The 24,673-nt window shown below is 70.6% G+C and carries 20 protein-coding genes and 2 pseudogenes; 7 read left to right on the top strand and 15 right to left on the bottom strand.

The genetic code is table 11. The annotated features are described in order from the left end of the window. Positions 1-4: 4 nt before the first annotated feature. Complete coding sequence (locus ACFPZ3_RS06700; RefSeq protein WP_379513067.1) at positions 5-703, bottom strand: SDR family NAD(P)-dependent oxidoreductase; 699 nt, start codon at positions 701-703, stop codon at positions 5-7. Between the two features lie 103 nt (positions 704-806). Here ACFPZ3_RS06700 and ACFPZ3_RS06695 point away from each other — a divergent pair, with 103 nt between their 5' ends. After that, positions 807-1,694 (top strand): helix-turn-helix transcriptional regulator, encoded by an 888-nt coding sequence (locus ACFPZ3_RS06695; protein WP_379513066.1) that lies wholly within the window; start codon positions 807-809, stop codon positions 1,692-1,694. 6 nt (positions 1,695-1,700) lie between these two features. On the opposite strand, the gene ACFPZ3_RS06690 is transcribed toward ACFPZ3_RS06695, so the two are convergent. Next, positions 1,701-2,624, bottom strand: coding sequence for an NmrA family NAD(P)-binding protein (locus ACFPZ3_RS06690; RefSeq protein ID WP_379513065.1), 924 nt, complete (start codon positions 2,622-2,624; stop codon positions 1,701-1,703). Between the two features lie 101 nt (positions 2,625-2,725). Here ACFPZ3_RS06690 and ACFPZ3_RS06685 point away from each other — a divergent pair, with 101 nt between their 5' ends. Continuing rightward, positions 2,726-3,292, top strand: a complete 567-nt coding sequence (locus ACFPZ3_RS06685) for a TetR/AcrR family transcriptional regulator (RefSeq protein ID WP_379513064.1) — start codon at positions 2,726-2,728, stop codon at positions 3,290-3,292. Between the two features lie 11 nt (positions 3,293-3,303). Here the strand turns inward: ACFPZ3_RS06685 and ACFPZ3_RS06680 are convergent. The 4 genes and pseudogenes from ACFPZ3_RS06680 to ACFPZ3_RS06665 all read right to left on the bottom strand — a co-directional run. Further along, positions 3,304-3,736: pseudogene (locus ACFPZ3_RS06680) on the bottom strand (cytochrome P450); the annotation flags it as partial. 316 nt (positions 3,737-4,052) lie between these two features. Continuing rightward, complete coding sequence (locus ACFPZ3_RS06675) at positions 4,053-5,249, bottom strand: hypothetical protein (RefSeq protein ID WP_379513063.1); 1,197 nt, start codon at positions 5,247-5,249, stop codon at positions 4,053-4,055. A 102-nt stretch (positions 5,250-5,351) separates the two neighbouring features. Beyond that, positions 5,352-6,227 (bottom strand): isocitrate lyase/PEP mutase family protein, encoded by an 876-nt coding sequence (locus tag ACFPZ3_RS06670; protein ID WP_379513062.1) that lies wholly within the window; start codon positions 6,225-6,227, stop codon positions 5,352-5,354. A gap of 125 nt (positions 6,228-6,352) precedes the next feature. Continuing rightward, the gene (locus ACFPZ3_RS06665) at positions 6,353-8,449 is read right to left on the bottom strand and encodes a glycoside hydrolase family 43 protein (RefSeq protein ID WP_379513061.1); all 2,097 of its coding nucleotides are present in this window, start codon (positions 8,447-8,449) and stop codon (positions 6,353-6,355) included. A gap of 456 nt (positions 8,450-8,905) precedes the next feature. On the opposite strand from ACFPZ3_RS06665, the gene ACFPZ3_RS06660 reads away from it, so the two are divergent. After that, complete coding sequence (locus tag ACFPZ3_RS06660; protein WP_379513060.1) at positions 8,906-9,394, top strand: CAP family protein; 489 nt, start codon at positions 8,906-8,908, stop codon at positions 9,392-9,394. A 12-nt stretch (positions 9,395-9,406) separates the two neighbouring features. On the opposite strand, the gene rph is transcribed toward ACFPZ3_RS06660, so the two are convergent. The 4 genes from rph to efeU all read right to left on the bottom strand — a co-directional run bounded on the left by rph (position 9,407) and on the right by efeU (position 15,486). After that, positions 9,407-12,046 carry a rifamycin-inactivating phosphotransferase gene (gene rph / locus ACFPZ3_RS06655; RefSeq protein ID WP_379513059.1) on the bottom strand — a complete coding sequence of 880 codons (2,640 nt, stop codon included), beginning with the start codon at positions 12,044-12,046 and terminating at the stop codon, positions 9,407-9,409. Between the two features lie 226 nt (positions 12,047-12,272). Beyond that, positions 12,273-13,490, bottom strand: coding sequence for an iron uptake transporter deferrochelatase/peroxidase subunit (efeB, locus tag ACFPZ3_RS06650; RefSeq protein WP_379513058.1), 1,218 nt, complete (start codon positions 13,488-13,490; stop codon positions 12,273-12,275). 21 nt (positions 13,491-13,511) lie between these two features. After that, a complete protein-coding gene (gene efeO, locus ACFPZ3_RS06645) occupies positions 13,512-14,648 on the bottom strand; it encodes an iron uptake system protein EfeO (protein ID WP_379513057.1) in 1,137 nt (378 codons plus the stop codon). Between the two features lie 13 nt (positions 14,649-14,661). Then, positions 14,662-15,486: an iron uptake transporter permease EfeU gene (efeU, locus tag ACFPZ3_RS06640; protein WP_379513056.1), complete on the bottom strand. Its 825-nt coding sequence runs from the start codon at positions 15,484-15,486 to the stop codon at positions 14,662-14,664. Between the two features lie 228 nt (positions 15,487-15,714). On the opposite strand from efeU, the gene ACFPZ3_RS06635 reads away from it, so the two are divergent. The 4 genes from ACFPZ3_RS06635 to ACFPZ3_RS06620 all read left to right on the top strand — a co-directional run bounded on the left by ACFPZ3_RS06635 (position 15,715) and on the right by ACFPZ3_RS06620 (position 17,886). Next, on the top strand, positions 15,715-16,113 hold the full coding sequence (locus ACFPZ3_RS06635; protein ID WP_379513055.1) for a BlaI/MecI/CopY family transcriptional regulator: 399 nt from the start codon (positions 15,715-15,717) through the stop codon (positions 16,111-16,113). Positions 16,114-16,499: 386 nt separating this feature from the next. Next, positions 16,500-17,105 (top strand): pyridoxamine 5'-phosphate oxidase family protein, encoded by a 606-nt coding sequence (locus ACFPZ3_RS06630; protein WP_379513054.1) that lies wholly within the window; start codon positions 16,500-16,502, stop codon positions 17,103-17,105. Positions 17,106-17,218: 113 nt separating this feature from the next. Further along, a complete protein-coding gene (locus tag ACFPZ3_RS06625; RefSeq protein ID WP_379513053.1) occupies positions 17,219-17,626 on the top strand; it encodes a YciI family protein in 408 nt (135 codons plus the stop codon). Next, positions 17,623-17,886: a hypothetical protein gene (locus tag ACFPZ3_RS06620; protein ID WP_379513052.1), complete on the top strand. Its 264-nt coding sequence runs from the start codon at positions 17,623-17,625 to the stop codon at positions 17,884-17,886. The genes ACFPZ3_RS06625 and ACFPZ3_RS06620 overlap by 4 nt, the downstream gene beginning before the upstream one ends. A gap of 91 nt (positions 17,887-17,977) precedes the next feature. On the opposite strand, the pseudogene ACFPZ3_RS06615 reads toward ACFPZ3_RS06620, so the two are convergent. From ACFPZ3_RS06615 to ACFPZ3_RS06595, 5 genes and pseudogenes are all read right to left on the bottom strand, one after another. Next, a pseudogene (locus tag ACFPZ3_RS06615) lies at positions 17,978-18,576 on the bottom strand (alpha-galactosidase); the annotation flags it as partial. Positions 18,577-18,645: 69 nt separating this feature from the next. After that, positions 18,646-20,436: a DUF2264 domain-containing protein gene (locus ACFPZ3_RS06610; RefSeq protein WP_379513051.1), complete on the bottom strand. Its 1,791-nt coding sequence runs from the start codon at positions 20,434-20,436 to the stop codon at positions 18,646-18,648. A gap of 31 nt (positions 20,437-20,467) precedes the next feature. Next, positions 20,468-21,514 (bottom strand): LacI family DNA-binding transcriptional regulator, encoded by a 1,047-nt coding sequence (locus tag ACFPZ3_RS06605; protein WP_379513050.1) that lies wholly within the window; start codon positions 21,512-21,514, stop codon positions 20,468-20,470. 580 nt (positions 21,515-22,094) lie between these two features. Further along, the gene (locus ACFPZ3_RS06600; RefSeq protein WP_379513049.1) at positions 22,095-23,558 is read right to left on the bottom strand and encodes an alpha/beta hydrolase; all 1,464 of its coding nucleotides are present in this window, start codon (positions 23,556-23,558) and stop codon (positions 22,095-22,097) included. 97 nt (positions 23,559-23,655) lie between these two features. Beyond that, entirely contained in the window at positions 23,656-24,633 is a 978-nt protein-coding gene (locus tag ACFPZ3_RS06595) for an aldo/keto reductase (RefSeq protein WP_379513048.1), read from the bottom strand. Positions 24,634-24,673: the final 40 nt, after the last annotated feature.

The following is a 24,673-nucleotide window of genomic DNA, read 5'->3' as shown; positions in this document are numbered from 1 at the left end:
CCCTTCAGGACCAGGCGATCTCCCCGGTCCGGTCGACGAAGCGCCCGGAGCCCGCGCCGGGCTTCTCGGTCGCCAGGCCGACGATCGCGTCCGTGCCCTCGGTGACGGTCTGAGGGCCGCTGTTGCCGTTGAGGTCGGTCGCCGTGTAGCCGGGATCGGCGGCGTTGACCCGGATGTCCTTCAGCGCTTTGGCGTATTGCGTGGTCAGCATCGTCAGCGCCGCCTTCGAGGCGGTGTAGAGCGGCGCGATCGCGGAGGACTCCGCCCGCGACGGGTCGTGGGTGAAGGCGAGCGAGCCCATGCCGCTGCTGACGTTGACGATGACCGGGTCCGATGATCGGCGCAGCAGCGGCAGGAACGCGGTGGTCGTGCGGACCACACCCGCGAGGTTGACGTCGAAGACACTGAGGGCGTCGGAACCGGTCAGGGCGGCGGGGTCACCGTGGGGGCCGTGGATGCCGGCGTTGTTGACCAGGACGTCGATCGAGCCCTCGTGCGCGGCGACATCCGCGGCCGCGGCGGTGACGGACGCGTCGTCGGTCACGTCGATCTGGACGAACCGCGCGCCGAGCGCGGCGGCGGCCCGCGCGCCCTGTCCGGGGTCGCGGGCTCCGATGAGCACGGTGTGGCCGAGTTCGACGAGGCGGCGGGCGGTCTCGCGGCCGAGGCCCTTGTTCGCTCCGGTGATGAAAGTGATCGTCATATGGCCATCATCGGGTTCACCTGCGGCAGCGGGCCAGGGACGCCTCAACGGTAGGAACAGCGGTACCACCTTCACGAGCGGGGGATGCGGGAAAATGGGTGTCATGACGACGACACCTGGGGCCGGGCTGGGCGCGATGATCCGCACGTGGCGGGATCGGCTGCCCCCGTCGGCCGTGGCGCTGCCGGTGGGCCGGGCACGCCGCGCCACCGGGCTGCGCCGCGAGGAGCTCGCCGAACTCGCCGGTGTGTCGGTCGACTACATCGTCCGCCTGGAGCAGGGACGGGCCACGACGCCCTCGGCCCAGGTGGTCGCGTCCCTCGCGCGCGCCCTGCAGCTGACCACCGCCGAACGGGACCACCTGTACCGGCTGGCCCGTCTCGTGCCGCCGGCGGACGGCGCGATCTCCGACCACATCCCGCCGGGCGTGCACCGTGTGCTCACCCGGCTGGGAGATGTCGCGGTCGCCGTGTTCGCGGCGGATTGGCAGCTGATCTGGTGGAACCGCAGCTGGGCCGCGCTGCTGGGCGATCCCTCGTCCTCGCCGCCACGGCTGCGCAACTTCGCCCGTGACAGGTTCCCGGTGGATGCGGGGCCCGCCCGCCTCGCCCTGTGGCCCGTGGCCGAACTCGACAGTGACACCACCGACGCCGCCGTCGTGTCCGACCTGCGCCGCGCCACCGGCCGCTTTCCTCGGGACGCGCGGCTGGCAGAGCTGATTCGCGACCTGAGCACCGGCAACGAGCGCTTCGCCGAACTATGGGCGGCGGGTACGGTGGCCGCTCATCGCGAGGACCACAAGACGATCGAGCACCCCTCGGTCGGACCGATCACAGTGGACTGCGACGTGCTGGCCGACGGTGACTCCGAGTGCAAGATCGTGATCATGACCACCGTGCCAGGGAGCGCGGACGAGACCAAGCTGCGGCTGGCCGTGGTCGCCGGCGGGCAGCTCTCCCGTACGCCGGCAGGCGAGTGGAACGCTGGGTGAACCGGGTCAGGCCGTCGGCCGCATGTGCTCCCGCGCCCACTCCTCGAAGCTGGTGAGCGCGATGCCCAGGTCCCTCGCGTACTGCGGGCGGCCCGGCTGACCGACCACGTTCAGCCACTCGTGTGAGGCGCCCATCGCCGGCATTCCGGCGGCGATGGCCTCCTTCTCGGTCATGTCCGGCGCGGACAGCCGTATGCCCAGAACGCCGGAGAGGACCTCGGCGATCTCCGCCATCGACAGGTGGTCGCTCGCCAGCTCCAGCTCGACCCCGTCGAACCGCTCCGGTGCGGCGATGGCCGCGGCGGCCGCCCCGCCGATGTCCTCCACCGCGGCGAGGGACAGCCGAGTGCCGGGCTTCAGCACGCTCACCAAGCCGCCCTCGATGCCACGCGGGAACAGGAACGCCATGGACGGCAGGAAGTTCTCCATGAAGAAGCCCGGCTTGAGCAGCGTCCAGTGGGGGAAGCCGGCCTCGCGGACCCGGTCCTGGATCGCGCTCTTGGCGCCCAGGGTGGGTTCCATCGAGGCCCAGCGGCCTTCGGCCCAGCCGGGAGACTCGGTGTGCTGACCGGCGCCGGAGACGGAGGTGTGCACGAACTGCGGCACCCCGGCGGCCTTCGCGCCCTCGACGAGGTTGACGCCCTGGGTCACCTCCCCGTCGAAATCGAAGCCTTCCGCGCTCATGCCGGGCATCTGCACGGAGAAGACGGCGCGGGCGCCCTCGGCGGCCCTGATCACGGAATCGCGGTCGTGAAGATCGCCGGTGACCAGCTCGGCGCCGAGTGCCTCGACGGCCCTGGCCCGGTCGGTGGCCGGGTCACGGACGAGAGCGCGAACGGGGACGCCCGCCGCGCGCAGGGCGCGGGCGGTGGCCCCGCCCTGCCTGCCGGTGGCGCCGGTGACGAGAACGGGTGCGGATTCTGCGGACATGATGCTCCTAGGGTGCTCGTCCAGTAAACGGCGGGGCCCGCCGTTTCACTCTGCGGTACGATACGGCGGGGCCCGCCACTTAGCAACCTGGAGATGACGCCATGCCCGAGCACCAGCGTGCGGACGCCAGGCGCAACTACGCCCGGATCCTCGCCGTGGCCGAGGCGGAGGTCGCCGCCCACGGCGCCGGCGCCTCCCTGGAACAGATCGCCCGCACCTCGGGCGTCGGCTCGGCGACCGTGCGCAGACACTTCCCCACCCGCCGCGCGCTGGTGGAGGCGGTCTCCCGGGAACGGATCGAGGCCCTGTGCGTCCGCGCCCACGACCTGACCGGCAAGGGCGACAGCCGGAGCGCGCTACTGGAATGGCTGAGTGAGGTCGTCGCCTACTGCGTCGCCGCGCGCGGGCTGGCGGCCGCCCTGGTCTACGAGGGGGACGGGCCCGACTCCGTACACGAGAACGCCTGTTCGGCGAGGATGGAAGAGGCGGGAGAACCGCTGCTGAGCCGGGCCGTGCGGGACGGCGCGGTGGCGGCGGGCGTCACCGTCGCCGACCTGATCGCGCTCGCCGTCGGCATCGTCCTCGCCACGGAGCACCATCCGGACCCCGCCGCCGCGGCGGACCGGCTGTTCCGGCTGGCCGTGGCGGGTCTGAGCCCGCAGAGCTGAAGGCAGGCACGTCACCAGCGGACCGGGACGGCGCGCAGACCGCCGACGACCAGCCCCTCCACCCGCTGGAGCTCCTCGGCCGGCACAGCCGGCTCCAGCGTCGGGAGCCTGCGCAGCGGCACCTCCAGCACGACCTGCAACTCGGTGCGGGCCAGCGCCTGCCCCAGGCACGAGCGCGCGCCCGCGCCGAAGGCCAGATGCGGGTTCGGGCTCCGCGTGAGGTCCATCCTCCACCGCCGTGCGGATCAGGGACGGGTCGGCCAGCAGCCGCTCCCACCGGCCGCGCTCGGCCAGCAGCATGGAGATCATCTTGCCGATCATGTTCGCGGTGGTCTCGTGGCCGGCCACGAGCAGCACCATGCCGGTCGCGAGCAACTGGACGTCGGACAGCCCGCCGTCCTCCGGGCCGCCCGCCGCGATCAACTCGCTCAGCAGGTCATCGCCGCGGCCGCCTACCACCGCGTGCACCCGTCCGCTGACGCCTCCCCGGAGCAGGACGGCGCGCGGCCGGACATCCCGCACGACGTGCCCGCCGCGTTCACGGCCGGGGCTATGCGGCACGCGGGCCTATCGTTACCGGGCGCGCGCGCCGGGCGCCAGGAGCTCGGACGGCCACGTCGGGGTCCTGGAACGACGCCGCGAGCCGCGTCATCCTGCCGGCCGCGGCCCGCACTCGGCGCCCTTCGGGGGAAGTTCTGGCATGCCCTTCAATCTCGCGCACCTCCGGCGGCTGCGGGTCAGGCGGTGGGCATGCGCAGGTTCAGCCGGTCCCACCGCGCTGCAGCGTCCGGAACTCGTTGAGCCACGCGTAGCCGCGGCCCGTGGTGCCGTTCGACCATGGCCGCACCGTGTACGGGGCGAAGACGCAGTTGAGCACCCACGGCGGTTTGTCCGCGGCGAAGCTCTGCGACATCGGCAGCCCTTGGCGGTAGTCGCAGGTGGCGACGGCCAGCCGGCCGGTCGCGCGGAACCTCTGCATCTGATCGCGCAGGAAGAACTTCTGGCTCTCGTACCACGGGCTGGCGGACAGGAAGGCGTCCCATTCCTCCTGGGGGAACGGGCGCTGGGTGGCCTCCAGGATCACCTGCCAGACGAGGCTGTCGCGGGAGAACCCGTACCGGTCGGCGAACGCGGCCGGAATCGGGTCTTTCATGTGGGCCTGCCAGTACCAGACGAGCGAGAACTCGGTGACCAGGAAGGTCTGGTCGGCGCGGAGCCTGGGCAGGATGTAGTCGAGGAACGGCTGTACGGCGGCGGCGGACGGGACGTGGGGGTGGATGTCGACGCCGTCGATCTCGGGGGTCTCGCGGACGAACGTCATCCAGCGCTCGGTGGCGGCGGTCTGCCGATCCGGCAGGTCGAGGCGGTTGAGCGCGCCCATGTAGAGCCGGGTGCGGCATGGAGTCCCGCAGTGCGCGCCGCGATAGGCGATGACGTGGCGTGCGACGGTCTCGTAGAAGACGTTCAGCGAGTCGGTACGGTCCTCGGGGCGGCTCTCGATGAAGGGCTCGTTGCCGATCACCAGGATGTCGATGTGCTCCATGACCTCGGCCAGGACCTTGTCCACCTGGGCCAGCACGCTCTCCATCGCCGGGCTGTCCGGTGCCGGGAAGGCGGACTGGTTGTAGGGGAACTTCAGGTTCAGGATGGTCCGGTAGCCGCGAGCGTCGAGGTTCGCGATCATGCGGATGTTGGCCTTGTTGGCGAGCACGCCCTGCTCGGCGTCCGGCATCGGGAAGAATCCCCGCACCCAGTCGGTCTGTCCGAGCTGGAGTTCGCGTAACTGCACATTGGCGAGGAGCTGGTTGAAGTTCCCCCCGAGCGCGCCGTGGGCGTCGGACGCCTGCGTGCCGGCTTGGGCGAGCGCCGGGGTCGCCGGCCCGAAGGCCGTGGACAGGCCGATCACCCCGGACCCTTCGATGAAGCGGCGCCGGGACATCCGGCGGGAGCCGGTCATGGTTGCCTCCTGAGCACATCGGGGATCATGAAATTACCGCGTGGCATGCCGCGTGGCAATACGTGGCTCAAGCACGAGGGGGAGGGGGTGCGGAGTTTGGCTTCAGGGCGTGGAGCGGTAGCGATCCTCCAGCGCCGCGTGCTCATCGAGGCCCATCAGCTCGTTGAACCCCTCGAACGCGATCATCCTCGGCAGGATCGTGCGTGTGTCGCCCTGCGCGGCGAGCGTTTCCAGGTAGTCGCTCATTCCCTTGGCGGCGGCGAACGCCACGCCCACCGAGAACAGCGCCAGCGCGTACCCCATCTCCTGCAGCGCCCGCACACCCACCAGCGGCGTCCGGCCGCCCTCGATCTGGTTGCTCAGCACGGGCACCACGCCCCGGAAGGCCGCACCGACCCGCCGCATCTCCTCCTCGCTCTCGGGGGATTCGATGAACAGCATGTCGGCGCCTGCCTCGTGGTAGGCGACGCCCCGCTCGATCGCCTCGTCCAGTCCCAGACTCGTCCGCGCGTCCGTACGGGCGATGATCACAAATTCGGGGTCGCGGCGGGCGTCCACGGCCGCCCTGATCTTCTCGATCATCTCCTCCCTGGCGATGACGGTACGGCCGGTCATGTGCCCGCACCGTTTGGGGAACGTCTGATCCTCGATGTGCAGGGCCGCGGCGCCGGCCGCCTCGTACGCCCGCACCGCACGTCGCACGTTCAGCGGGCCGCCGTACCCCGTGTCGGCGTCGGCGATGAGGGGCAGGTCGGCCGCCTCGGCCAGCGCGGCCACCCGCGCGACCATCTGCGTCATCGTCAGATAACCGACGTCGGGCTGACCCAGCAGGCTCGCCGCCGTCTGGAAGCCGCTGACGTACACGGCCTGGAACCCCATCGCCCGGACCAGCCGCGCCCCGGTGCCGTCGTACGCGCCGGGCACCACGAGGATCCTCGGGGCGCCGAGCAACTCCCTCAACCGGGCGGTATGCCGCATCACCGGTCACCCCCCTCTCCTCTGTACGCCTTCTACCCCTCCCATCGGCCTTCGAGGAGGCCGTGTGCAAAGAATTGGCACCGGTCCCGTCCCTCCCTCTGACATGGGGGAGGGACGGGACAGGGTCACCGGCTCCGGTACACGCGCACGTAGTCGAACTCGGCGTCCACCGCCGGCTGCGCGCCCCCGTGCGCGACCAGCCCGATGCGCGGCGCGGTGTCCTTGCCGAACGTCCACACCCCGCCCCACGTCCACGTCTTGCCGTCGGCGCTGGACGCGGCCCGGAACTCGTGCTCGCCGTTCACCGGGTCCACCTGGTGCACCAGCCGCAGCCAGGTGGTCCTGGCCGGCGGGCCGACGATGTTGGCTCCGTACGACAGGCGCCCGGCGAAGGACAACTCCCGGCCGTACTCGACCTGGCGGGTGTTCCAGATGGCCACCTGGCAGAGCCGGGCGAAGTCGTCGTCCGACACGTACGCGACGAGTCCCGCCTGCTGGTAGTTCCGTACCGTGTCCTCGCCCAGGTCGAGCGTCACCTTGGTCTCGATGATGTAGTCGCCCTCGGGCGGGGTGCGCAGCAGCGCGCCGGCCGCGTTCGCGCTCCCGCTCAGGTCGCCGCCCTGGACCGGCCAGCGCAGCACGCCGCCGTCGACCTTGGCGGCGCCGTCCTCGCGTACCCACTGCCAGCCGCCGCCCCGCCCGTCGAACTCGTCGGCGTCGAGCAGCCTGCCCGGCCGGGGCGTCGGCACGAGGCGGGTGACGGGCTTGGCCAGGCGGGTGAGGCTGACGTTGTCGAAGTCGGCGGCGCCTCGCGCGACCAGCCCGAACGCGCCAGAAACCGGAGTGGGCGAGTCGAGTCGCACCGTGGCCTGCGGGTTCTCGAGGCGGTCGGCCGCGCCGACCTGAGCGGTGATCGTAGGCCCCTTGACCGTGACGGCCAGGTTGCGCCAGCTCGCCGCGCCGCCCGGCAGCGCGACGGCACGCCGCACGCCCCCCGCCGTCACCGTGAGCTGCTCGCCGGACACCTGCACCCTCGCCCCGCCGATCCGCAAACCTCCGGCGGCCTCGTCCGCCAGCCGGAGGTTGGTCTCGGCCCGCACGTCACCGCCCGAGCCCTGCCGCGCGGTGAGGGTCCCGCTCCCGGCGCCATGCCGTACATATCCCTCTTGTACGCTCCACCCCGCCGTACCGCCGCGCCATCCGGACAGATCGCCGGTGAAGCGGTCGTCGACGACACCCCGGGTGACGGGCGCCTCGCCGGACCGCTCGGACGGTCCCGCGCCGGCCCGGACCGTCGGCCAGCCGTCGATCCAGTCCAGCCGGTCGAGCAGCATGGGCCGCTCGTTGATCCCGAAAGGCTCGTCAAGGTAGGGATCGGCGCGGTCGATCGCGTGGTAGAGCATCCAGTCCTGCCCCGCCAGGTCCGTGAGCTGGGCATGGTGGCCGGTGCCGATCCAGCGGTCGCCGTTCTGGTCGAGTACGGGGGTGCCCCCGGCCCGGGACGCGAGCAGCGGTCGCCCTTCCTTGTCCGTGAACGGCCCGCGCGGACTGGTGGCGCGGCCGGCCAGCACGGAGTAGCCGGTGGTGGGGCCGGCGCAGCAGTTCGCGGAGGAGGCCAGCAGGTAGTAGTAGCCGTCGTGGCGGACGACGAACGAGCCCTCGAACTTGTTGTCAATGGCGACCTGCTGCGGCTGACCGACCGTGCGCAGGCCGTCGGCGGTCAGCTCGGTCATCCACAGCCCGCCGAAGAATCCGCCGAAGTACAGATATTTCCGCCCGTCCACGTCCGTGAACTGCGCAGGGTCGATCGTGTTCCAGTACGCGTCCCCTGACGGTCGCGGCGGCACCACCGGCGCGGACACGTGCGTCCACGGCCCCGTCGGGGTGGGCGCCGTGGCCACGCCGATCGAGTAGTCCCATTCGTGCGGCGTGGTCGTGGTGTTGGTGACCGTGAAGTACATGACGTACCGGCCGTCGAGGTAACGCACGTCGGGCGCCCACAGCAGGCTGCCCGGTGCGGCGTACGGCGGCAGCTCGTCCTCCCCGAACGCGTCCCCCACGTATGTCCAGGTCACCAGGTCGCTGGAGCGCGCGATGGGCAGCCGATGATGCTTGCCCTCACCCTCCAGGAGTGGATCGGAGGTCCCGTACGAGTACCAGTACCCGTCGAGCCCGCGCACCACAGCCGGATCGGCGAAGCTGTCCGCGAACCCTGCGGACACGGGGTTCGTGTAGCTGGAGGGAGCATCGAGTAAGGGCGCACCGAGTAAAGAGAGAACGAGCGATGCGACCGCTGCAATATGCATATATCAGCCTTTCAGCCCACTATGGGAAATACTGTCTGGCGCCCGCCATGATCACCGCATGGTCGAACCATCTGCATCACGCTCCTGCCGCATGCGGTGATGCCTTGTTTTTACATCGTTGTAACCAACGTTGTAAACAGCGCCCTTCCTCTTCGTCGAAGCCTTGTGCCAGCGGGCGGCAGCGTGACGCATCGTCTCGGCCCGGTGGCTTAGTGTCCGATGTCGGACAGCGGTTGTATCTGGTAAATGTCCGTGGGCGGCAGAGGATGAGGGACAGGCGGCCGCGGTAGAAGTCGCCTTCCGCCGGCAAGAAGCCGCGATGAGCAGCGATCGCGATCCGGCGGGTGTCCACACGCTGCCAGAGGATGTCCCATGCCAGGAACCCGCCCCGCGCTTCCCGACGCCACCACGCCTGAATTCCAGGCAGAAGCGCTCGCCGAAGCCAATGCCTTCCGGGCCAAGCACCATGCGCCGCCGCTGGTCATGGACCCCGAACTCAACGCGTACGCGATGGCGCGGGCAGCCTCACGCTCGGAGCAGGAACGGCTCAAGGCCGGTCACGCCGACCTGCGCGCGCAGACGGGGGAGAACATCTTCTGGGGCGGCGGCTCCGAGGCCCTGCCCGGCTCGGACGCGGTCAACCGCTGGTACAACGAGATCTCCGCCTACGACTTCGCCGCGGCCCAGTTCTCCTCCGGTGCCGGCCACTTCACCCAGCTGGTCTGGAAGGCCAGCACCAAAGTCGGCATCGGCCGCGCCGCCGGGCAGGGCGGCGAATACTTCGAGACGTACATCGTGTTCGTCTTCGAGGAGCGGGGGAACATGCAGGGCGCGTTCGCGGACAACGTCCTGCCCGCCTGAGGAAGCGCAGGGTCAGGGCAGGAGCTCGACGTACCCGTCGGTTCCGTGCACGCGGATCCGCTGCCCGTCCCGGATCAGCCGGGTGGCCTGCTCCACGCTCACGACGGCCGGCAAGCCGTACTCCCGGGCGATCACCGCGCCATGGGTCATCAGGCCGCCCACCTCCGTCACCAGGCCCGTGATCCCGACGAAAAGGGGCGACCAACTGGGGTCGGTGTAGGTCGTGACCAGGATGTCGCCCGCTTCGAGGTCGGCCCGCGCCATGTCCAGGATGACGCGGGCCCGGCCTTCGACGGTCCCGGCGGAGACCGGCAGGCCGATCAGAGCACCGGCCGGCACGTCGTCGCGCCGGTACGCTCCGGTGATGACCTCGCCGTCCGAGGTGAGCACCCGGGGCGGTGTGAGCGCCTGGTACGACCGGAACGCGTCCTTGCGCCGCTGGATGAGCTGGTGGTCCACGCTGTTCGAGCGCACGACGTCGTGGAGTTCCTGGAACGTGAGGTAGTAGATCTCCTCCTTCTCGGACAGCACTCCGGCCCGCACGAGGCGCTCGGCCTCCTCCAGAACGGCCTGCTTGTAGACGAAGTAGCGGCTGATGATGCCGTACTTCGGGTACTCCCGGTAGCCGATGAAGGTCCGGACCCGGTCGATCATCCGCTTGGTCTCGCCGGCCTTCCGCTCCCCGTCAGGAAGGGCCCGCAGGCGTGACAGCACGTCCTGCTCCTTCTTCTTCGCCTCCTGCCGCCCGTGCTCGAAGCGCCGCCCGGCGGCGCCCGGCTCGAAGTTCCTGACGTTGTCGAGGATCAGGGGTACGAGCGTGGTGGGGCGCTCGCTCCAACGCGGCCTGGTGATGTCGATCTCGCCGACGCAGCGCATGCCGTACCGGTCGAGGTAGGCCTTGATGGCGTCGCGCGCTTCGGTCCCGCCGGCGAGTTCCGGCAGCTCGTCCAGGAAGCCCTCGTCCCCGACGCCCTGCAGGAACGCCACCACCTCCGGATGCGGGCGGATCACGTCCGCGACGTCGAGCAGCGCCAGTCCCATCTCTGACGTCACGTTGTCCGGGACGGACAGCGTGAGCGTGTCAGCCGCGTTCTTCTCCTCCAGCCACTCCCGCAGTTTGTCGTTGAGCCACCACGTGGCCTCCATCCCCGCCATGATCGCCTGAATGTTCAGCGGATCACTGAGGACTCGTTTGTGTTCCTGGAAGGCCTCCAGCAGGAAGTCGAACAGAGCCGGTCCGCTCTTCGCCCGGATGTCGCGGCGCAGAGCGGCGATGGACGCCTCGCTGCGCTCGATCAGCGCGGTGACGATGGCCGGATCGGTCTCGATCGGGGCGGACGCGCCGCCGACCGGCGGCCCGCCGGGACCCGCGTCCGGGAACGACGGGATGAAGTCGTCGCGGTCGAGGACGGTCTCCAGCGCGTCCCTGATCAGCGGCTCGGATTTCCCCATGAGATCCATGAAGGCGGCGCGGCTCGCGGGCGAGGTCAGGCGCCGGGTGGCGTCGACGAACAGCCTGCCGCCGGCCTCGTGCATCGGCGCCATGGCCGTCAGCTGCCAGAAGGAGAGCCCCAGAGGCTTCATGGGGTCGGTCATCATCTGCTGATGACCGACGGAGAGGTAGACGTGATTCTCCTGGTCGCCGATCGCGGGGATGGGGAACAGCGTGGTGATCGGCCGGCTCTGAACGATCTGGAAGCCGTCGTCGACCAGGCACCATTCGATGTCCTGCGGGCGGCCGAAGTGCGCCTCGATCCGCCGCCCGAGCCCCACGAGCCGCACGACCTGCGCATCCGTCAGCGCCGGCTGCTCCTGCCGCCGCGGGTCGATCTCCACCTCCCGCGTCCCACCGGCCGGCAGGGGGTGGATGGCACGCTTCTTGACGGCGATCGCCTTGGCGACGACCTCGCCGTCTCGCACCGTGAACACGTCCGGGTTCACCAGACCGGAGACCAGGGCCTCGCCGAGGCCGAAGCCGGCGTCCACGGTGGCGACCTTCCTGTTGCCCGTGACGGGGTCGGCCGTGAACAGGACTCCGGCCGCCTGCGGGAGGACCATCTGCTGCACGACCACGGCCATGTGGACCTTCCGGTGGTCGAAGCCGTTGCGCTGGCGGTAGGTCACGGCCCGCTCGGTGAACAGCGAGGCCCAGCACCGGCTGACGTGCTGGAGGATCGACGCCGGCCCCACGACGTTCAGGTAGGTGTCCTGCTGGCCCGCGAATGACGCCGTCGGCAGGTCCTCCGCCGTCGCGCTCGATCGGACGGCGCAGGCGGTCTGCTCGCCGAGCTGGGCGAGAGCACGGGTGATCGCCGCCGCGACGTCGCCGGGGACGGCGACTTCTTCGATGCTCCGCCGGATCGCCGCGCTGAGCGTGCGGATGGCCTCCCGGTCATCCGGGTTCAGGCGCGACAGCTGATCGAGCCGATCGCCGATCGACGGCGCTTCCGCGACGATCCGCCGGAAGGCGTCCGTGGTCACGCAGAAGCCGGCCGGCACGCGGACGCCTTCGATCCGTGACAGCCCGCCCAGGTGCGCGCCCTTGCCGCCGGCGACCGCGGCCCGCGTCTCGTCGATCTCCAGGAGACCCAGCACGTACTGCTCGATCATCGCGCCACCTCCGAGCCGGCCGGCCGCTCGGGTGGTGCGCACATCTGCACCGCCCGTCCCATCACAGCTTCGACGTCACCGCGTCCCCCACACGCCGACAAACACACACGCACGTCGTGCCCCCATTCCGCAGGTTGTGGCCTCGGCCGACGATTCTGCGGTACGACCCGGGTCTTGCCGCAAGCCCCCCGCTGCGCTATACGTTAGGAGAGACGGGGAGAGGGATCTTCTTACCTGGCGCCCGTCAAGCTGGAGCCGGCCGCCGCGATCACGCGAACAGGGTGCGCCCCCAGTAGTCACCGGCGTCCCTCACCCCGGGCGGGCAGGCGAACAGGCCGCTGGAGACGTGCTTGATGTACTCGTTCAGCGAGTCGTTCCTGGCCAGGCTCATCTGCACCGGCACGAACTGTTCCCGCGGGTCGCGCTGGTAGGCGATGAAGAACAGGCCGGCGTCGAGCCGGCCGAGGCCGTCGGAGCCGTCGACGTAGTTGTAGCCGCGCCGCAGCAGGTGGGCGCCGCCGTTGCTGCTGGGGTGCGCCAGCCGCACGTGGGCGTCGGGTTTCATCGCCGCCAGGTCCACCGGGTCGAACTCGTTCTTCTTGCCCACCGGCGCGCCCTCGCCCTTGTCCCGGCCGAAGATGTCCTCCTGCTCGCGGAGTGAGGTGCGGTCCCAGGTCTCGATCGTCATGCGGATCTTCCTGGTCACCAGGTAGCTGCCGCCCGCCATCCAGGCGGCGCCGTCCTGGGGCGCGGCCCAGAGCTGGTCGCGCAGCAGGGCGGCGTCCTCCAGCTTCATGTTGTCGGTGCCGTCCTTGAACCCCATCAGGTTGCGCGGGGTCACCTGGGCGCGGGACGTGGACGACGTACGCCCGAAGCCCAGCTGCGACCAGCGCACCGAGACCCTGCCGAACCCGATCCTGGCCAGGTTCCTGATGGCGTGCACGGCCACCTGCGGGTCATGGGCGCACGCCTGCACGCAGATGTCTCCACCGGAGATTTCGGGAATGAGCTGCTCTCCCGGAAATTTCGGCAGATCGAGGAGGGCGGCCGGGCGCTTCCCGGCCAGCCCGAACCGCTCGTCGAACAGCGAGGCACCGAACCCGATCGTCAGCGTCAGCCCCGACGCGGGCAACCCGAGCGCCTCGCCCGTGTCGTCCGGAGCCGCCTCCGCGGCGCCGCCCACCGCCCCGAACGCCCCCGCCTCCTTGCCCTGGGTCAGCCGGGCGGCCGCGGCCGTCCACTCCTGCAGCAGGTCGGCCAGCTCCGCGCGCTTGTCCGTGGTGACGTCGAACGCCACGAAGTGCAGCCGGTCCTGGGCGGGGGTGACGATGCCGGCCTGGTGCTCGCCGTAGAAGGGGAAGGGGCCGGAGTTGGAGAAGGCGTTCGCGACCGGCGGCTCCTGCGGCAGCGAGCGAGCGGCGATCGCGCCGGCCCCCACCGCCGTGACCCCGGCCGCCCCGATGCCGAACACCCTTCTACGGCTCATCCGCTCGCTCATGCCGGCCCGCTACTTCGCCACGCTGGGCGCGATCTTGCTGATCGGCTCGGCCAGCGCGTTGATCACGTCGGACAACTTCTTCAGCTCCTGCTTCGACAGCTCGTCGTGCAGCCGCCAGCCGTCGCCTTTCTGGTGCTTGCCCAGCTCGGCCTCGGCGGCGGCGAACTTCTCGTCCAGGGCCTTGACCAGGTCGGGGGCGCGCTCTTCCAGCACCGGGCGCAGCGACTGGACCGCGGCCTTGGACCCGGCCAGGTTGGCGGCGAAGTCCCACAGGTCGGTGTGGGACCAGACGTCCTCCTCGCCGGTGATCTTGCCGGTGGCGACCTCGTCGAGCAGTTCCTTGGCCCCGTTGGCCAGGTTCAGCGGGGTCAGCTCCGCCGCGTTGGCCTTGGTCACGATGGTCTTGACATCGGCGATCAGCTTGTCGGCGACGGGGCCGTCTTTACTGATGTCCTTGGTGATCCAGAGGTCCTTCTCGATCTTGTGGAAGCCGGTCCACTCCTCGCCCTCGGCCAGGTCCGCCTCACGGGCGTCGATGGCCGGGTCGAGGTCGCCGAAGATCTCCGCGACCGGCTCGATGCGCTCCCAGTAGGTACGCGCGATCGGGTAGAGCTCCTTGGCCTTGCCGATCTGCCCGGCCTTGACCGCGTCGACGAACTCCTGCGTCTTGACCAGCAGGGTGTCGCTCTGGCTCTTCACGTAGCGCTTGTAGCCGGCGCTCGCCTCGGAGAGTTCGGCGTCGGCGTTCAGCGGCTTGTGCTCGCCGGTGACCTTCAGCGCGTTGCGGATGCCCTTGCCGACCATGCCGGGCTTGCAGGCCGTCTCGTAGGCGCCCGCGGGCAGTTCGGCGATGAGCTCGCGGGTCAGGCCGGGCACGATGTTCTCCACCTCGGCCATGACCCGATCGCCCGGCGCGTAGACGTAGAACTCGGTGACCTTGCTGCCGCCGTTGGTGATCGCGAAGGTGCTGGTGCCGGCCGGGATCTCGGTGACGGCCACCTTGCAGTCGGTGTCGCCGGCCGCCACGGCGACCTTGCCCGGCTTCGGCGCCGCGGCCGAGCCACCGGCGGCCGGGTCCTCCGCCGCACAGGCGGTCAGCGCGGCCAGGGCGAGGACGCCGATGGTGAGACGAGTGACAGCGGACATGGATGCTCCTGTTTCAGGCCGCGGGCGCGGAGGCGAGCTGCGCACGGGGGGTACGCAGGAAGAAGGCGAGCGTGGGGATCAGGTAGGCGGCCCAGGCGACCATTTCCAGGACGGTCGGCTGCGGGGTGATGTTCAGCAGCCCGGCCAGCAGGGCGCCGTACCAGGAGTCGGCGGGCACGGCCGCGCTGATGTCGAAGGCGTAGGCCGACAGGCCCGGCAGGATGTCGGCCTCCTGCAGGTCGTGCACGCCGTACTTGGAGATGCCGGCGGCGACCAGGATCAGCAGCAGGCCCGTCCACTTGAAGAACGTGGACAGGTTGATCCGCACGGCCGACCTGTACAGGCCGTACCCGATGGCGATCGAGGTGAGCAGTCCCAGGCTGATGCCGATCAGCGGCTGGGCCGTGGTGGTCGCGCCCTGGACCGAGGCGAAGAACAGCAGGGCCGTCTCCAGCCCTTCACGCGCCACGGCCAGGAACGCCATGACGACGACGGCCAGTGAGCCCATCTCCAACGCGCCCGCGAGCTTGCCCCGCAACTCGCCCGAGAGGGCACGGGCGGCGCGTCGCATCCAGAAGATCATCCAGGTGACGAAGACGACGGCCAGCAGGGAGGTGATCGCGTCGAAGAGCTCCTGGCCGGTGTGGCTGAGGTGGGCCGCGGTGAAGGTCAGCAGGGCGCCGAAGCCCACCGACAGGGCCACGGCGGCCAGCACCCCCGCCCAGACCTGCGGCAGCTTGTCCTTGCGGTCGCTCTTGACCAGGAAGGCGACCAGGACGGAGACCACGAGCGTCGCCTCCAGCCCTTCGCGCAGACCGATGAGATAGCTGGCGAACACGGATCACTCCTGTGCGGTTTCGAGCGTCGAGGCGTGCTTTTACGCGCAATAAAACTTAGCATAGGCTAACCTAGCTATTCGAGATCCCGGTGATTTCCCCGTCTCGGCGTCGAGCCCGCAAAGATGTGCTCTGACCTGCGATGAAGCGTGCCGGATGCCCGCGGGCTCCGGTGGTCGAGCCGAGCCGCGCGACGGCCTGCGTTGGTGGGCAGGGATAGGATTCGGCGGATGACAGAGCGCCAGCCGCCGGCCCCGGGGCCGGCCGCGCCCAGAAGGCGGGCGGGGCAGCTCGAAGCGCAGGTCATCACCATCTTGTCCGCCTCGGATCGGCCGCTGACGACGGGCGAGGTCCTCGACGGTCTCGGCGCCCCGGCGGGCCTGACCTACAGCACGGTGATCACCACACTGAACAGGCTGACTGTGAAGGGCGCCGTGCGGCGGCAACGCGACGGCAAGGCCTTCCGTTACACGGCGATCGCGGACGCGGCGGGCCTGGTCGCCGCGAACATGAACCGTCTGCTGACGGAGGAGAGCGACCGGGCCTCGGTGCTCCGGCGGTTCGTGAGCGGTCTCGAACCCGGCGACGAGGCGACACTCCGCGACCTGCTCGACGACCCCGGCACGTGACGAACGAGCCGGCCCGGCGCTGACGGCCGGTGGGTCGGCAGCGTCCCGGCCGGGTCAGCGTGCCCTCGGCCTGGGTGGCCATCGCGGCGACCAGGTCCCGCGCCGAGGGCAGGTCGGTGATGAGATCGACGGTCTCCGGGCGTGTACGCACTTCACCCCACCCAGGCGCCTGGATGGGCTGCTCACTCAGGTGCGACGCGGGCACGCTTTGAAGCGCCGCCTTATTCAGTGGTCGGTGTTTCCGGAGGTTAAGGGTTCACGCTCGTGATGAACGCTGGCGGTCCCAAGCCATCGGCATCCTCTCAGTCGTGGTCGCGTTCACAGTAGGAATTCATCGCCCAGGCGGTGACATCTGCATCTGTTCGCCGGCATGTTCAGGGGCCAAGGTGGAGGTCATCGGAGGCCCCAAGATCCAAAACCTGGCGGCGGCAGTCGAGCGTCGTGTGGACGCCCGCTGGGCGGACCAGGAAACGACGAAGAGAGGAATGACCGTGGAACCGAACGAGATCACCGAGGTTCTGAACCGACCGTTGAGCCGGGAGCTGCTGGCCCGCGACGTGACCCGGTTGGCCTATGTCGCGAAGGACGGCACTCCTCGCAATATTCCGATCATCTTCACGTGGAACGGTTCGGAGATCGTCGTGTGTTCTCCGAAGAACGCTCCGAAGCTGGCGAGTCTGCGTGAGAATCCGGCGGTGGCGTTGACGATCGACACGGAGTCGCATCCGCCGAAGATCTTGTTCATTCGTGGTCTGGCTGAGCTGGACTATGTGGATGGTATTCCGCAGGAGTATCTCAAGCAGACCAGTACTTATGAGATGACGCCTGAGCAGCGGGTGGAGTGGGAGGTGGAGATTCGTTCGTTGTATCACGACGGTATGGTCCGGATCGTCGTGACGCCGACGTGGGTGAAGCTGATCGATTTCGAGACGACGCTGCCGAGCCCGGTGGAGGAGCTGATCCGGCAGCGGGAGGCGCGCCGGGGCGCCTGAGCGCCGCGCGCTCGCCCACGCCTCAACCGGGAAAAATGTCGAGAACCCGCTCGCGGCTTCGTCCCCGAAGTGAACACGGCCGCAATGGGCCGCACCGCAATGAGGAGAACACGATGGCCAAGTACCTGCTGCTCAAGCACTACCGAGGCGGGCCGGCCGCCTTCAACGACGTGCCCATGGACCAGTGGACGCCGGACGACGTCGACGCGCACGTGCAGTACATGCGCGACTTCGCGGCCCGGCTGGAGGAGACGGGCGAGTTCGTCGACACCCAGGCGCTGGTGCCCGAGGGCGCGTTCGTGCGGTACGACGGAGAGGGGCGGCCACCGGTCACCGACGGCCCGTTCGCCGAGACCAAGGACCTGATCGCCGGGTGGTACATCATCGACGTGGAGTCGTGGGAGCGTGCGGTACAGCTGGCGGGGGAGCTGTCGGCGGCCCCCGGGCCCGGCGGCGGGCCGATCCACGAATGGCTGGAGGTTCGGCCGTTCCTGGCCGGCTCGCCCACGGTCACCGAGTGAACGAGCCGCCGCTGCGGACGACACGCTCCAGCTGTGCTTCCTGTGCGCGCCAGCCGGAGCGGGAGGCGCGGGCCGCCGAACGCGACGGGCCCGCGCCAGGCCAGCACGACCACCCGGTCCCCGCCGGCGTACTGCACGCCGCCGTCGAGCCGGTACTGCTCCCCGGACTGCACGACCGGCCGGAGGTCCTTGTAGACGGCGACCAGCCGGGCCGCCTCGGCCAGCTCCTCCGGGCTCCAGGCGAGCAGGTCGCCGCCTAGTCCGAGTGCGCCCGCCATCGCGACGTGGAAAGCGGAAGCGCAGCGAGGTGATCCGGCCGGTGAGCGGGTTCGGGCTGTCGGTGACCCAGGCGGCCATCGCGCGGGCGGGGTAGATCTGGCTGAAGCCGCGCTGGATCGCGATGCGGTCGTGGGCGTCGGTGTTGTCGGAGGTCCGCACCTGGTCGGTACGGGCCATCATGCCCAGGTCGGTACGCCCGCCGCCACCCGCGCAGCCCTCGATCCGCAGGCCGGGGTGGTCGGCGCGGAGCTGGTCGAGGATGGCGTACACGGCCCTGACATGGTCGTGCCAGACCGGCCGTCCGGCCCCGCCTCGGTGAGCGCGCGGTTGAAGTCCCACTTGAGGAAGTCGATCTCGTGCTCCCCGGCCAGCTCGTGCAGCCATTTGCGCACCTGGTCGGCCACCCCGGGCCGGGCCAGGTTGAGCACGAGCTGGTTGCGCAGCTCGGTGCGCGGGCGGCCGGGCGTGTGGTGCACCCAGTCGGGGTGCGCCCGGTAGAGGTCGCTGTCGGGGTTGACCATCTCCGGCTCCACCCACAGGCCGAAGCCCATGCCCAGCCGATGTACCTCGTCGATCAGCGGCGTCAGGCCGCCGGGGAAGCGCTCGCGGCTGGGCCACCAGTCGCCGAGCCCGGCCCGGTCGCCCACCCGCCCGCCGATCCTGTTCTTCATCGCGCAGAAGACGTTCATCAGGGGCGTCACGCTCACCGGCATCGCGGGACGGTAGCCCTTCGAGGCCCCCTACAGCAGGGGCTCGATGGATGCCCACGTGGGTGGCTCCGGCCACCCGGCCTCTGGTTCCGGCGAAGCCGCGGCCTCCAGGCCGAGGACCGCGCAGGCCAGCAGGTGCTCGCCCGGCGGCAGGTCACCCCGCAGCGTGGGGATCGTGGTGCGCGGGGCGAACACGTTGGTGCCGGGAAGGGCCTTGATCAGGGCTCCCTCCCGCCGGCCTGACAGGTCCTCGATCACGCACAGGCCGTGCGGCGAGTCGAGCCTGGCCCGGCCGGGACCGGTGTCGGCACGGGTGGGCGGCCGGTCCCGGTCCACCGCGAAGGCGCCCTCGGCCGTGCGCAGCGCCCGCCCGGTGCTGATCCGGTGCACCCGGACGTGCCACGGGGGCAGCGCCACCAGCCAGGTCTCGATCTCCACATCGTCCCAGGGCGTCCAGCGAGCGCGCAGCACGCCGTCAGAGGGGGAGGAGGGGTCGTGCGGCAGTTCGCACGGGCGCCAGTGCTCGCCGTCCTCGCTGAGCGCGAGCGTGCTGTCGAAGGCGCCCTGCTCCAGCCCCAGCGTCCCGGCGGGGACGCTGAAGCCGAACCGCGTGGAGTAGGCGAACTTGGCGTACTTGGCGGCGCCGTGCCGCATCCGCGGGCTGTGCTGCCCCGCGCTCAGCATCACCACGTGCCGTCCCTCCTCGCAGCGCAGCAGCGCCGCGCCCGCCTCCGGCTGGCTCCTCACCTCGGGCAGCGGAGGCGCCTCCGCCTCCTTGGCCACCCAGAACGGATGCTCCGCGGGCAGGGCGAGCGGCAGGAGCGCCTTCATGGCCCAGTACGGCGAGCCGGGCGCGTTGTACTGCTCGGCCAAGTGCGGCTGGGGATAGCCGTAGCCGATGGTGAGCAGCCCGGCGGTGTCGCGGATGGGCCGGTCGGCCCACCAGCGCAGGTTCCGCAGCAGGTGCCCCTTGATCACCTCCCAGGGCAGCGCCTCGACCCCGGCGAAGGCCAGCGCCCCCCAGAACGCCGACTGCGCGAAGCGGTAGGTCAGGCTCCTGCCGAACGGGACGGCGACCCCCTCGCTGGTGAACCAGTGCTGGAAGTCCTGGGCGAACGTCGCGGCCCGCTCGCGGAAGCGCTCGGCCCTGGCCGGGTCGTCGCCGAGCGTCGCGTGGATGAGCCCGTAGTAGTGCATGGCGAACGGGATGTAGTAGTCGCGTTGCCACGTCGGCCCGTCGGAGTACCACCCGCGGCCGAGGTCGAACCGCTCCAGCCGGTCGAGCCTGGCCGTGTTGGCGTCGCGGTCGTGGGCGACTCCGACGCGGTCGAGCCCGAGCCCCACCATGACCGGGAAGAACAGCCAGTTGTTGTCGTTCGGCTCCACGGTGACCGCGTGCCGCAGCCAGGTGGCCACCGCGTCGCGCTGCCGGCCGGTCAGCGGGTCCCAGATCTGCTCGGGGGCCAGGGCGAGCGCGAGGCCGATGGCGGCGGTCTCGACCAGCCGCTGGTTCCGGTCGAAGACCGCGCCCCAGTAGTCGGGGTGCTCGGGGTCGGTCCCGGCGGCGAGCCCGGCTCGCCAGAGCTCCCAGTGATCGAACGTCCCGCCGCCGGCCGCCAGCGGCGCCAGCCCCCACAGCGGGCGCGCGTACGCCTCCAGCTCGGACGCCGCCTGGTCGTAGTGCGCCGTGTTGACCCCCAGCCGCAGCCGTCCTCCGCCCGGGCTGAACCGGGCGATCAGCGGCGCGACCAGATCCCTTACCTGACGTCCCAGGTCGTCCCGGTCGTCCGCCGGCGGTTCTGCGCGGTGCTCGGTGTCCACAGGCTCCCTCTCCTCTGTCGCGAAAGCGCTTTCACAGGGCAGGGTTCCCGCCACCGCCCTCGCTTGTCAACGCCCGGGGCGGTGCGGTGCTGTCGCGGACGTGCAGCTCCATCGGCAGGTAGACCGGCTCCCCGTCGTGCCCCTCGGTCATGAGGGCCTCCAGCATCTCGGCCGCCTGCTTGCCCAGCCGCCCCCGGGGTACCGAGACCGTGGTCAGGCTCGTGTGCGCCACGTGGTCCAGCTCGATGTCGTCGAACCCGACCACCGACAACTCCTCGGGAACCCGCACCCCGAGCTCGCGCATCCGGGTCAGCGCCCCCAGGGCCACCAGGTCGTTGTAGGTGGTGAGCGCGGTGGCGCCGGTGTCGGCCACCTTGGCGGCGGCCTCGTACCCGCAGCGGCTGGTGGACCCGCAGGGCAGGATCGTGACGGACAGGCCGAACGCCTTGGCCGCCTCCAGCGCCCTGATCCGCTCGGAGTTGGCCCAGGACACCTCGGGCCCGCCCAGGTAGGCGACCCGGCGGTGGCCCAGCTGCGCCAGGTGGCCGCAGATCAGCATCATCCCGCCGAAGAAGTCGGCGGAGACGGCGGGCGCGGCGATGCCGGGGACTATCCGGTCGAGCAGGACCAGCGGGTGGTCCCGGGCGGTCAGGGCGGCCAGGGCGGAGCGGTCCATCCGGGGGGAGCAGAGCAGCACCCCGTCGCAGCTGCGCATCAGGTCCTCGACCAGGTCGTGCTCGATCGAGGGGTCCTCGTCCGACTCCATGACCATGACCCGGCGCCCGTGGGAGCGGGCGACGCCGGAGACGGCCTTGAGCACCTCCGGAAAGTAGGGGTTGGCCAGGTCGGGCACCAGCACGCCGATGGTGCCCCACTCCCCGCGGGCGAGCCCCTGCGCCGCGGCGTTGGGCCGGTAGCCCAGCTGCCTGACCGCGTCGTGGACGCGCGCCGCCAGCGAGGGGTCGACCTTGGCCGTGCCGTTGAGCACGCGGGAGACCGTCGAGGCCGACACCCCCGCAGCCGCCCCGACGTCGCTGATCGTCACCCGGACCGGGCGGCCCTCCCGGGGATCACGCACCCGCTGCTCCTGAGAGCAGTCCGCGTAGATGCTCCAGATCCCTGCGTACGGCGGATCGCCAGACGGCGTTCTTCACTCCCATACAGGCCATCCGATCACCCAGCAGGTCGACGTTGAGCGCCCATGCCTCGCTGCCCTCCTTGGCCTGGTTACCGGGGTCGGCCTAGAAGCGCACGTCGTTCAGGTCGCCCGCGAGTGCGAGGGCGAGCGAGGCGGACGGATGGATCGTACCGTGATGGAGCTGGGCGCCAGCTGCACTCCTCCTCCGACGGCACGATCGTCGAGATGCTCGCGTGGGCCAAGGCGGCTGGGTACACCAGGACGGCTCAGGCGGCGGGCGGCCGGGCAACATCGAAGCGATCACCTACCTGCCGGACACGTTCTTCCGCCACAACCGCGACGACACCGCGTGGAAGTGGATGCGGCACGTCTACGACCACCGCGAGGTCAAGCACGCCGGCAACCGTCAAGGTCTCAACGGCGACTACCCCCGAAGTGCCCTTCACGCTGGTCAGCCAGACCGTCGAAGGCCTGATGGGCATCCAGCCCGACGTGCCCCGCCGTACCGTCGCCACGCAGGTCAGGAGGTCTCGGCCGGGCACGCGGTCCCGGTGGGGGGCAGTTTCCCTGTCACGAGGTAGGCGTCGATGTGCCGGGTCGCGCAGGCGGATCTGCGGTAGGCGGTGTGGCCGTCGCCGTCGTTGGTCAGCAGGCCAGAGCCCTGGATGCGCGCGGACAGGCTGCGCGCCCAGCGGAGCGGGGTGGCGGGGTCGTGGGTGTTGCCGACCACCAGAACGGGCGGCAGGCCCTTGATCGGGCTCTCGTGCGGGGCGCGGGCCGGGGAGATCGGCCAGCCCGCGCAGCCAACGGTCATGTCCCAGAACTCCGAGGTGCCGCGCATGTGGGGGGCCGCCTTGAGGACCTGCCGCATCCGGTCGCGCACGTCACGGTAGCCACGGATCCGGGGATCGACGTCAGAGCAGAGGATCGAGCGGTAGGCGGCCGTGCTCACCGGGTCCTCCAGCGCCTGGGCCCGCATGGTCGAGAAGAGCTGGGCGTCCCCCTGCTCGGCCTGCGCGATCGCGGTCGCCAGTCCGTTGGCGAACTGCGGGATGTTGGTGAGGAACGCGTAGGCGGAGTAGCGCAGCTCCTCGACGGTGAGTGGCCGGCCACCTCGCACCCCGATCGGCTCACGGCCGGCCGTGGCGACCAGGCGGTCCCACACCTCGCCGGCATCGCGGCCGTGCAGGGCGCAGGTCGTGGTGTCCGCGCACCAGGCGGTGAACCGGTCGAAGGAGTCCTCCACCGCCTGGGCCGCGTCGGTGACCAGCCGGGACGCGGGGATGCCCTGGTCGACCGCGCCGTCCAGCGCCATCGTGCGCACCCGGCCGGGGAAGAGGCGGGCGTACCGCGCGCCGAGCATGCTGCCGTACGACTTGCCGAAGAAACTCACCTTCGTCTCGCCGAGCGCGGCCCGTACCGCGTCGAAGTCGCGTGCGACGTTCGCGGTGTCGAGGTGCGCGAGCAAGGGACCGGTGGCTTGCCGGCAACTGCGGCCGACGGCCGTGTTCGACGCGACGAGGCGCTCGTATGCGGTCGGGCTTCGCGGGAACTCGCTGATCTCGGGATCGTGGACGGGCAACCCGCACTTCAGCGTGGGCGTGCTCTCGCCCACACCGCGTGGGTCGATGCCCACGATGTCGAAGCGGCGGCGCAGCTCGTCGGAGAAGGTGTCCGGAGCGTAGTCGCGCACGAGCAGCGCGGCGGGCACGCCGGGGCCGCCCGGGTTGTAGAAGAGCGTGCCCACCCGAGCGGCGGGATCGGTGGCCTTGCGGCGTACGACAGTCAGCTCGATCTTCGCCTCGGACGGCGCGCTCCAGTCGAGCGGCACCTTGATCACACCGCATTCGGCGCCCGGCCGGTCGGCGCAGCCGGACCACGTCAGATCCTCTGGAGCGGGGGCGCTCGCAGAGGCAGGCGCACCACCTCCGAGGCCGATCACTGAGGCGGAGGCCACCGCGAGAATCATCGGGAATCGGTTCACGGAGCAGTATTCTTCGCGCCCGCTCAAGCTTGATCATCGACCGAAAGGACGATCCCCATCGGCCGGACGGCCACATGGCAGACGCCGGCCGTCCGCCTCAGCGCTGGATCATCCGCATCTGCTCCTCGTTGTGGTCCTCGCCGGCGGCCGGGGGCAGGTTGTCGAGCTGGGCGATCTGCTCGGCGGTCAGTTCGATGCCGTCGGCGGCGGCGTTCTCCTCCACCCGGGAGACCCGCTTGGTGCCGGGGATCGGGGCGATGTGCTCGCCCTTGGCCAGCAGCCAGGCCAGCGCGACCTGGGCGGGCGTGGCTCCTGCCTCGGTGGCGATGGTCCGTACCTCGTCGGCGAGGGCCAGGTTGCGCTGGAAGTTCTCGCCCATGAAACGCGGGCTGCTCCTGCGCCAGTCGCTCTCGTCGAACTGCTCGGGGGAGCGGATGGCGCCGGTGAGGAAGCCGTGCCCGAGCGGCGAGTAGGGGACGAAGCCGATGCCCAGCTCGCGCAGCACCGGCAGCACCCGCTCCTCCACCTCCCGGGTCCACAACGAGTACTCCGACTGCAGGGCGGTGACCGGGTACACGGCGTGGGCGCGGCGGATCGTCTCCGGGCCGGCCTCGGACAGGCCGATGTGGCGGATCTTGCCCTGCCGTACCAGGTCGGCCAACGTTGCGACGGTGTCCTCGATGGGCGTGCCGGGGTCGACGCGGTGCTGGTAGTACAGGTCGATGTGGTCCGTGCCGAGCCGCTTGAGCGAGCCTTCGACGGCGGTGTGGATGCTGGCCGGGCTGCTGTCGAGCTGCCCGGCGCCGCGGCCGGTGTGCGAGATCATGCCGAACTTGGTCGCCACGACGACCTGGTCACGGCGGCCCTTCATGGCCTTGCCGACGAGTTCCTCATTGGTGTACGGGCCGTAGACCTCGGCGGTGTCGAGGAAGGTGACGCCCAGCTCCAGCGCCCGGTGGATGGTACGCACGGACTCGGCGTCGTCGCTGCCCGCGCCGGTGTAGCCGAAGGACATGCCCATCGCGCCGAGACCGATGCGGGAGACGTCCAGATCTCTCAGGGTGGTGTGCTTCATGATCACCTTTCCGGGACGAGCTTGATGGCGCCGGGGTTGG

The organism is Nonomuraea insulae (genome assembly GCF_042656245.1).
The sequence above is the reverse complement of the archived record's forward strand: the minus strand, read 5'-3'. Positions and strand labels throughout refer to the sequence as shown.

What these genes read in the sequence shown, in the direction of transcription:
- ACFPZ3_RS06700 (WP_379513067.1), bottom strand. Translation starts at nt 703, where the DNA reads ATGACGATCACTTTCATCACCGGAGCGAACAAGGGCCTCGGCCGCGAG.
- ACFPZ3_RS06695 (WP_379513066.1), top strand. Translation starts at nt 807, where the DNA reads ATGACGACGACACCTGGGGCCGGGCTGGGCGCGATGATCCGCACGTGG.
- ACFPZ3_RS06690 (WP_379513065.1), bottom strand. Translation starts at nt 2,624, where the DNA reads ATGTCCGCAGAATCCGCACCCGTTCTCGTCACCGGCGCCACCGGCAGG.
- ACFPZ3_RS06685 (WP_379513064.1), top strand. Translation starts at nt 2,726, where the DNA reads ATGCCCGAGCACCAGCGTGCGGACGCCAGGCGCAACTACGCCCGGATC.
- ACFPZ3_RS06675 (WP_379513063.1), bottom strand. Translation starts at nt 5,249, where the DNA reads ATGACCGGCTCCCGCCGGATGTCCCGGCGCCGCTTCATCGAAGGGTCC.
- ACFPZ3_RS06670 (WP_379513062.1), bottom strand. Translation starts at nt 6,227, where the DNA reads ATGCGGCATACCGCCCGGTTGAGGGAGTTGCTCGGCGCCCCGAGGATC.
- ACFPZ3_RS06660 (WP_379513060.1), top strand. Translation starts at nt 8,906, where the DNA reads ATGCCAGGAACCCGCCCCGCGCTTCCCGACGCCACCACGCCTGAATTC.
- efeB (WP_379513058.1), bottom strand. Translation starts at nt 13,490, where the DNA reads ATGAGCCGTAGAAGGGTGTTCGGCATCGGGGCGGCCGGGGTCACGGCG.
- efeO (WP_379513057.1), bottom strand. Translation starts at nt 14,648, where the DNA reads ATGTCCGCTGTCACTCGTCTCACCATCGGCGTCCTCGCCCTGGCCGCG.
- ACFPZ3_RS06635 (WP_379513055.1), top strand. Translation starts at nt 15,715, where the DNA reads ATGACAGAGCGCCAGCCGCCGGCCCCGGGGCCGGCCGCGCCCAGAAGG.
- ACFPZ3_RS06625 (WP_379513053.1), top strand. Translation starts at nt 17,219, where the DNA reads ATGGCCAAGTACCTGCTGCTCAAGCACTACCGAGGCGGGCCGGCCGCC.
- ACFPZ3_RS06595 (WP_379513048.1), bottom strand. Translation starts at nt 24,633, where the DNA reads ATGAAGCACACCACCCTGAGAGATCTGGACGTCTCCCGCATCGGTCTC.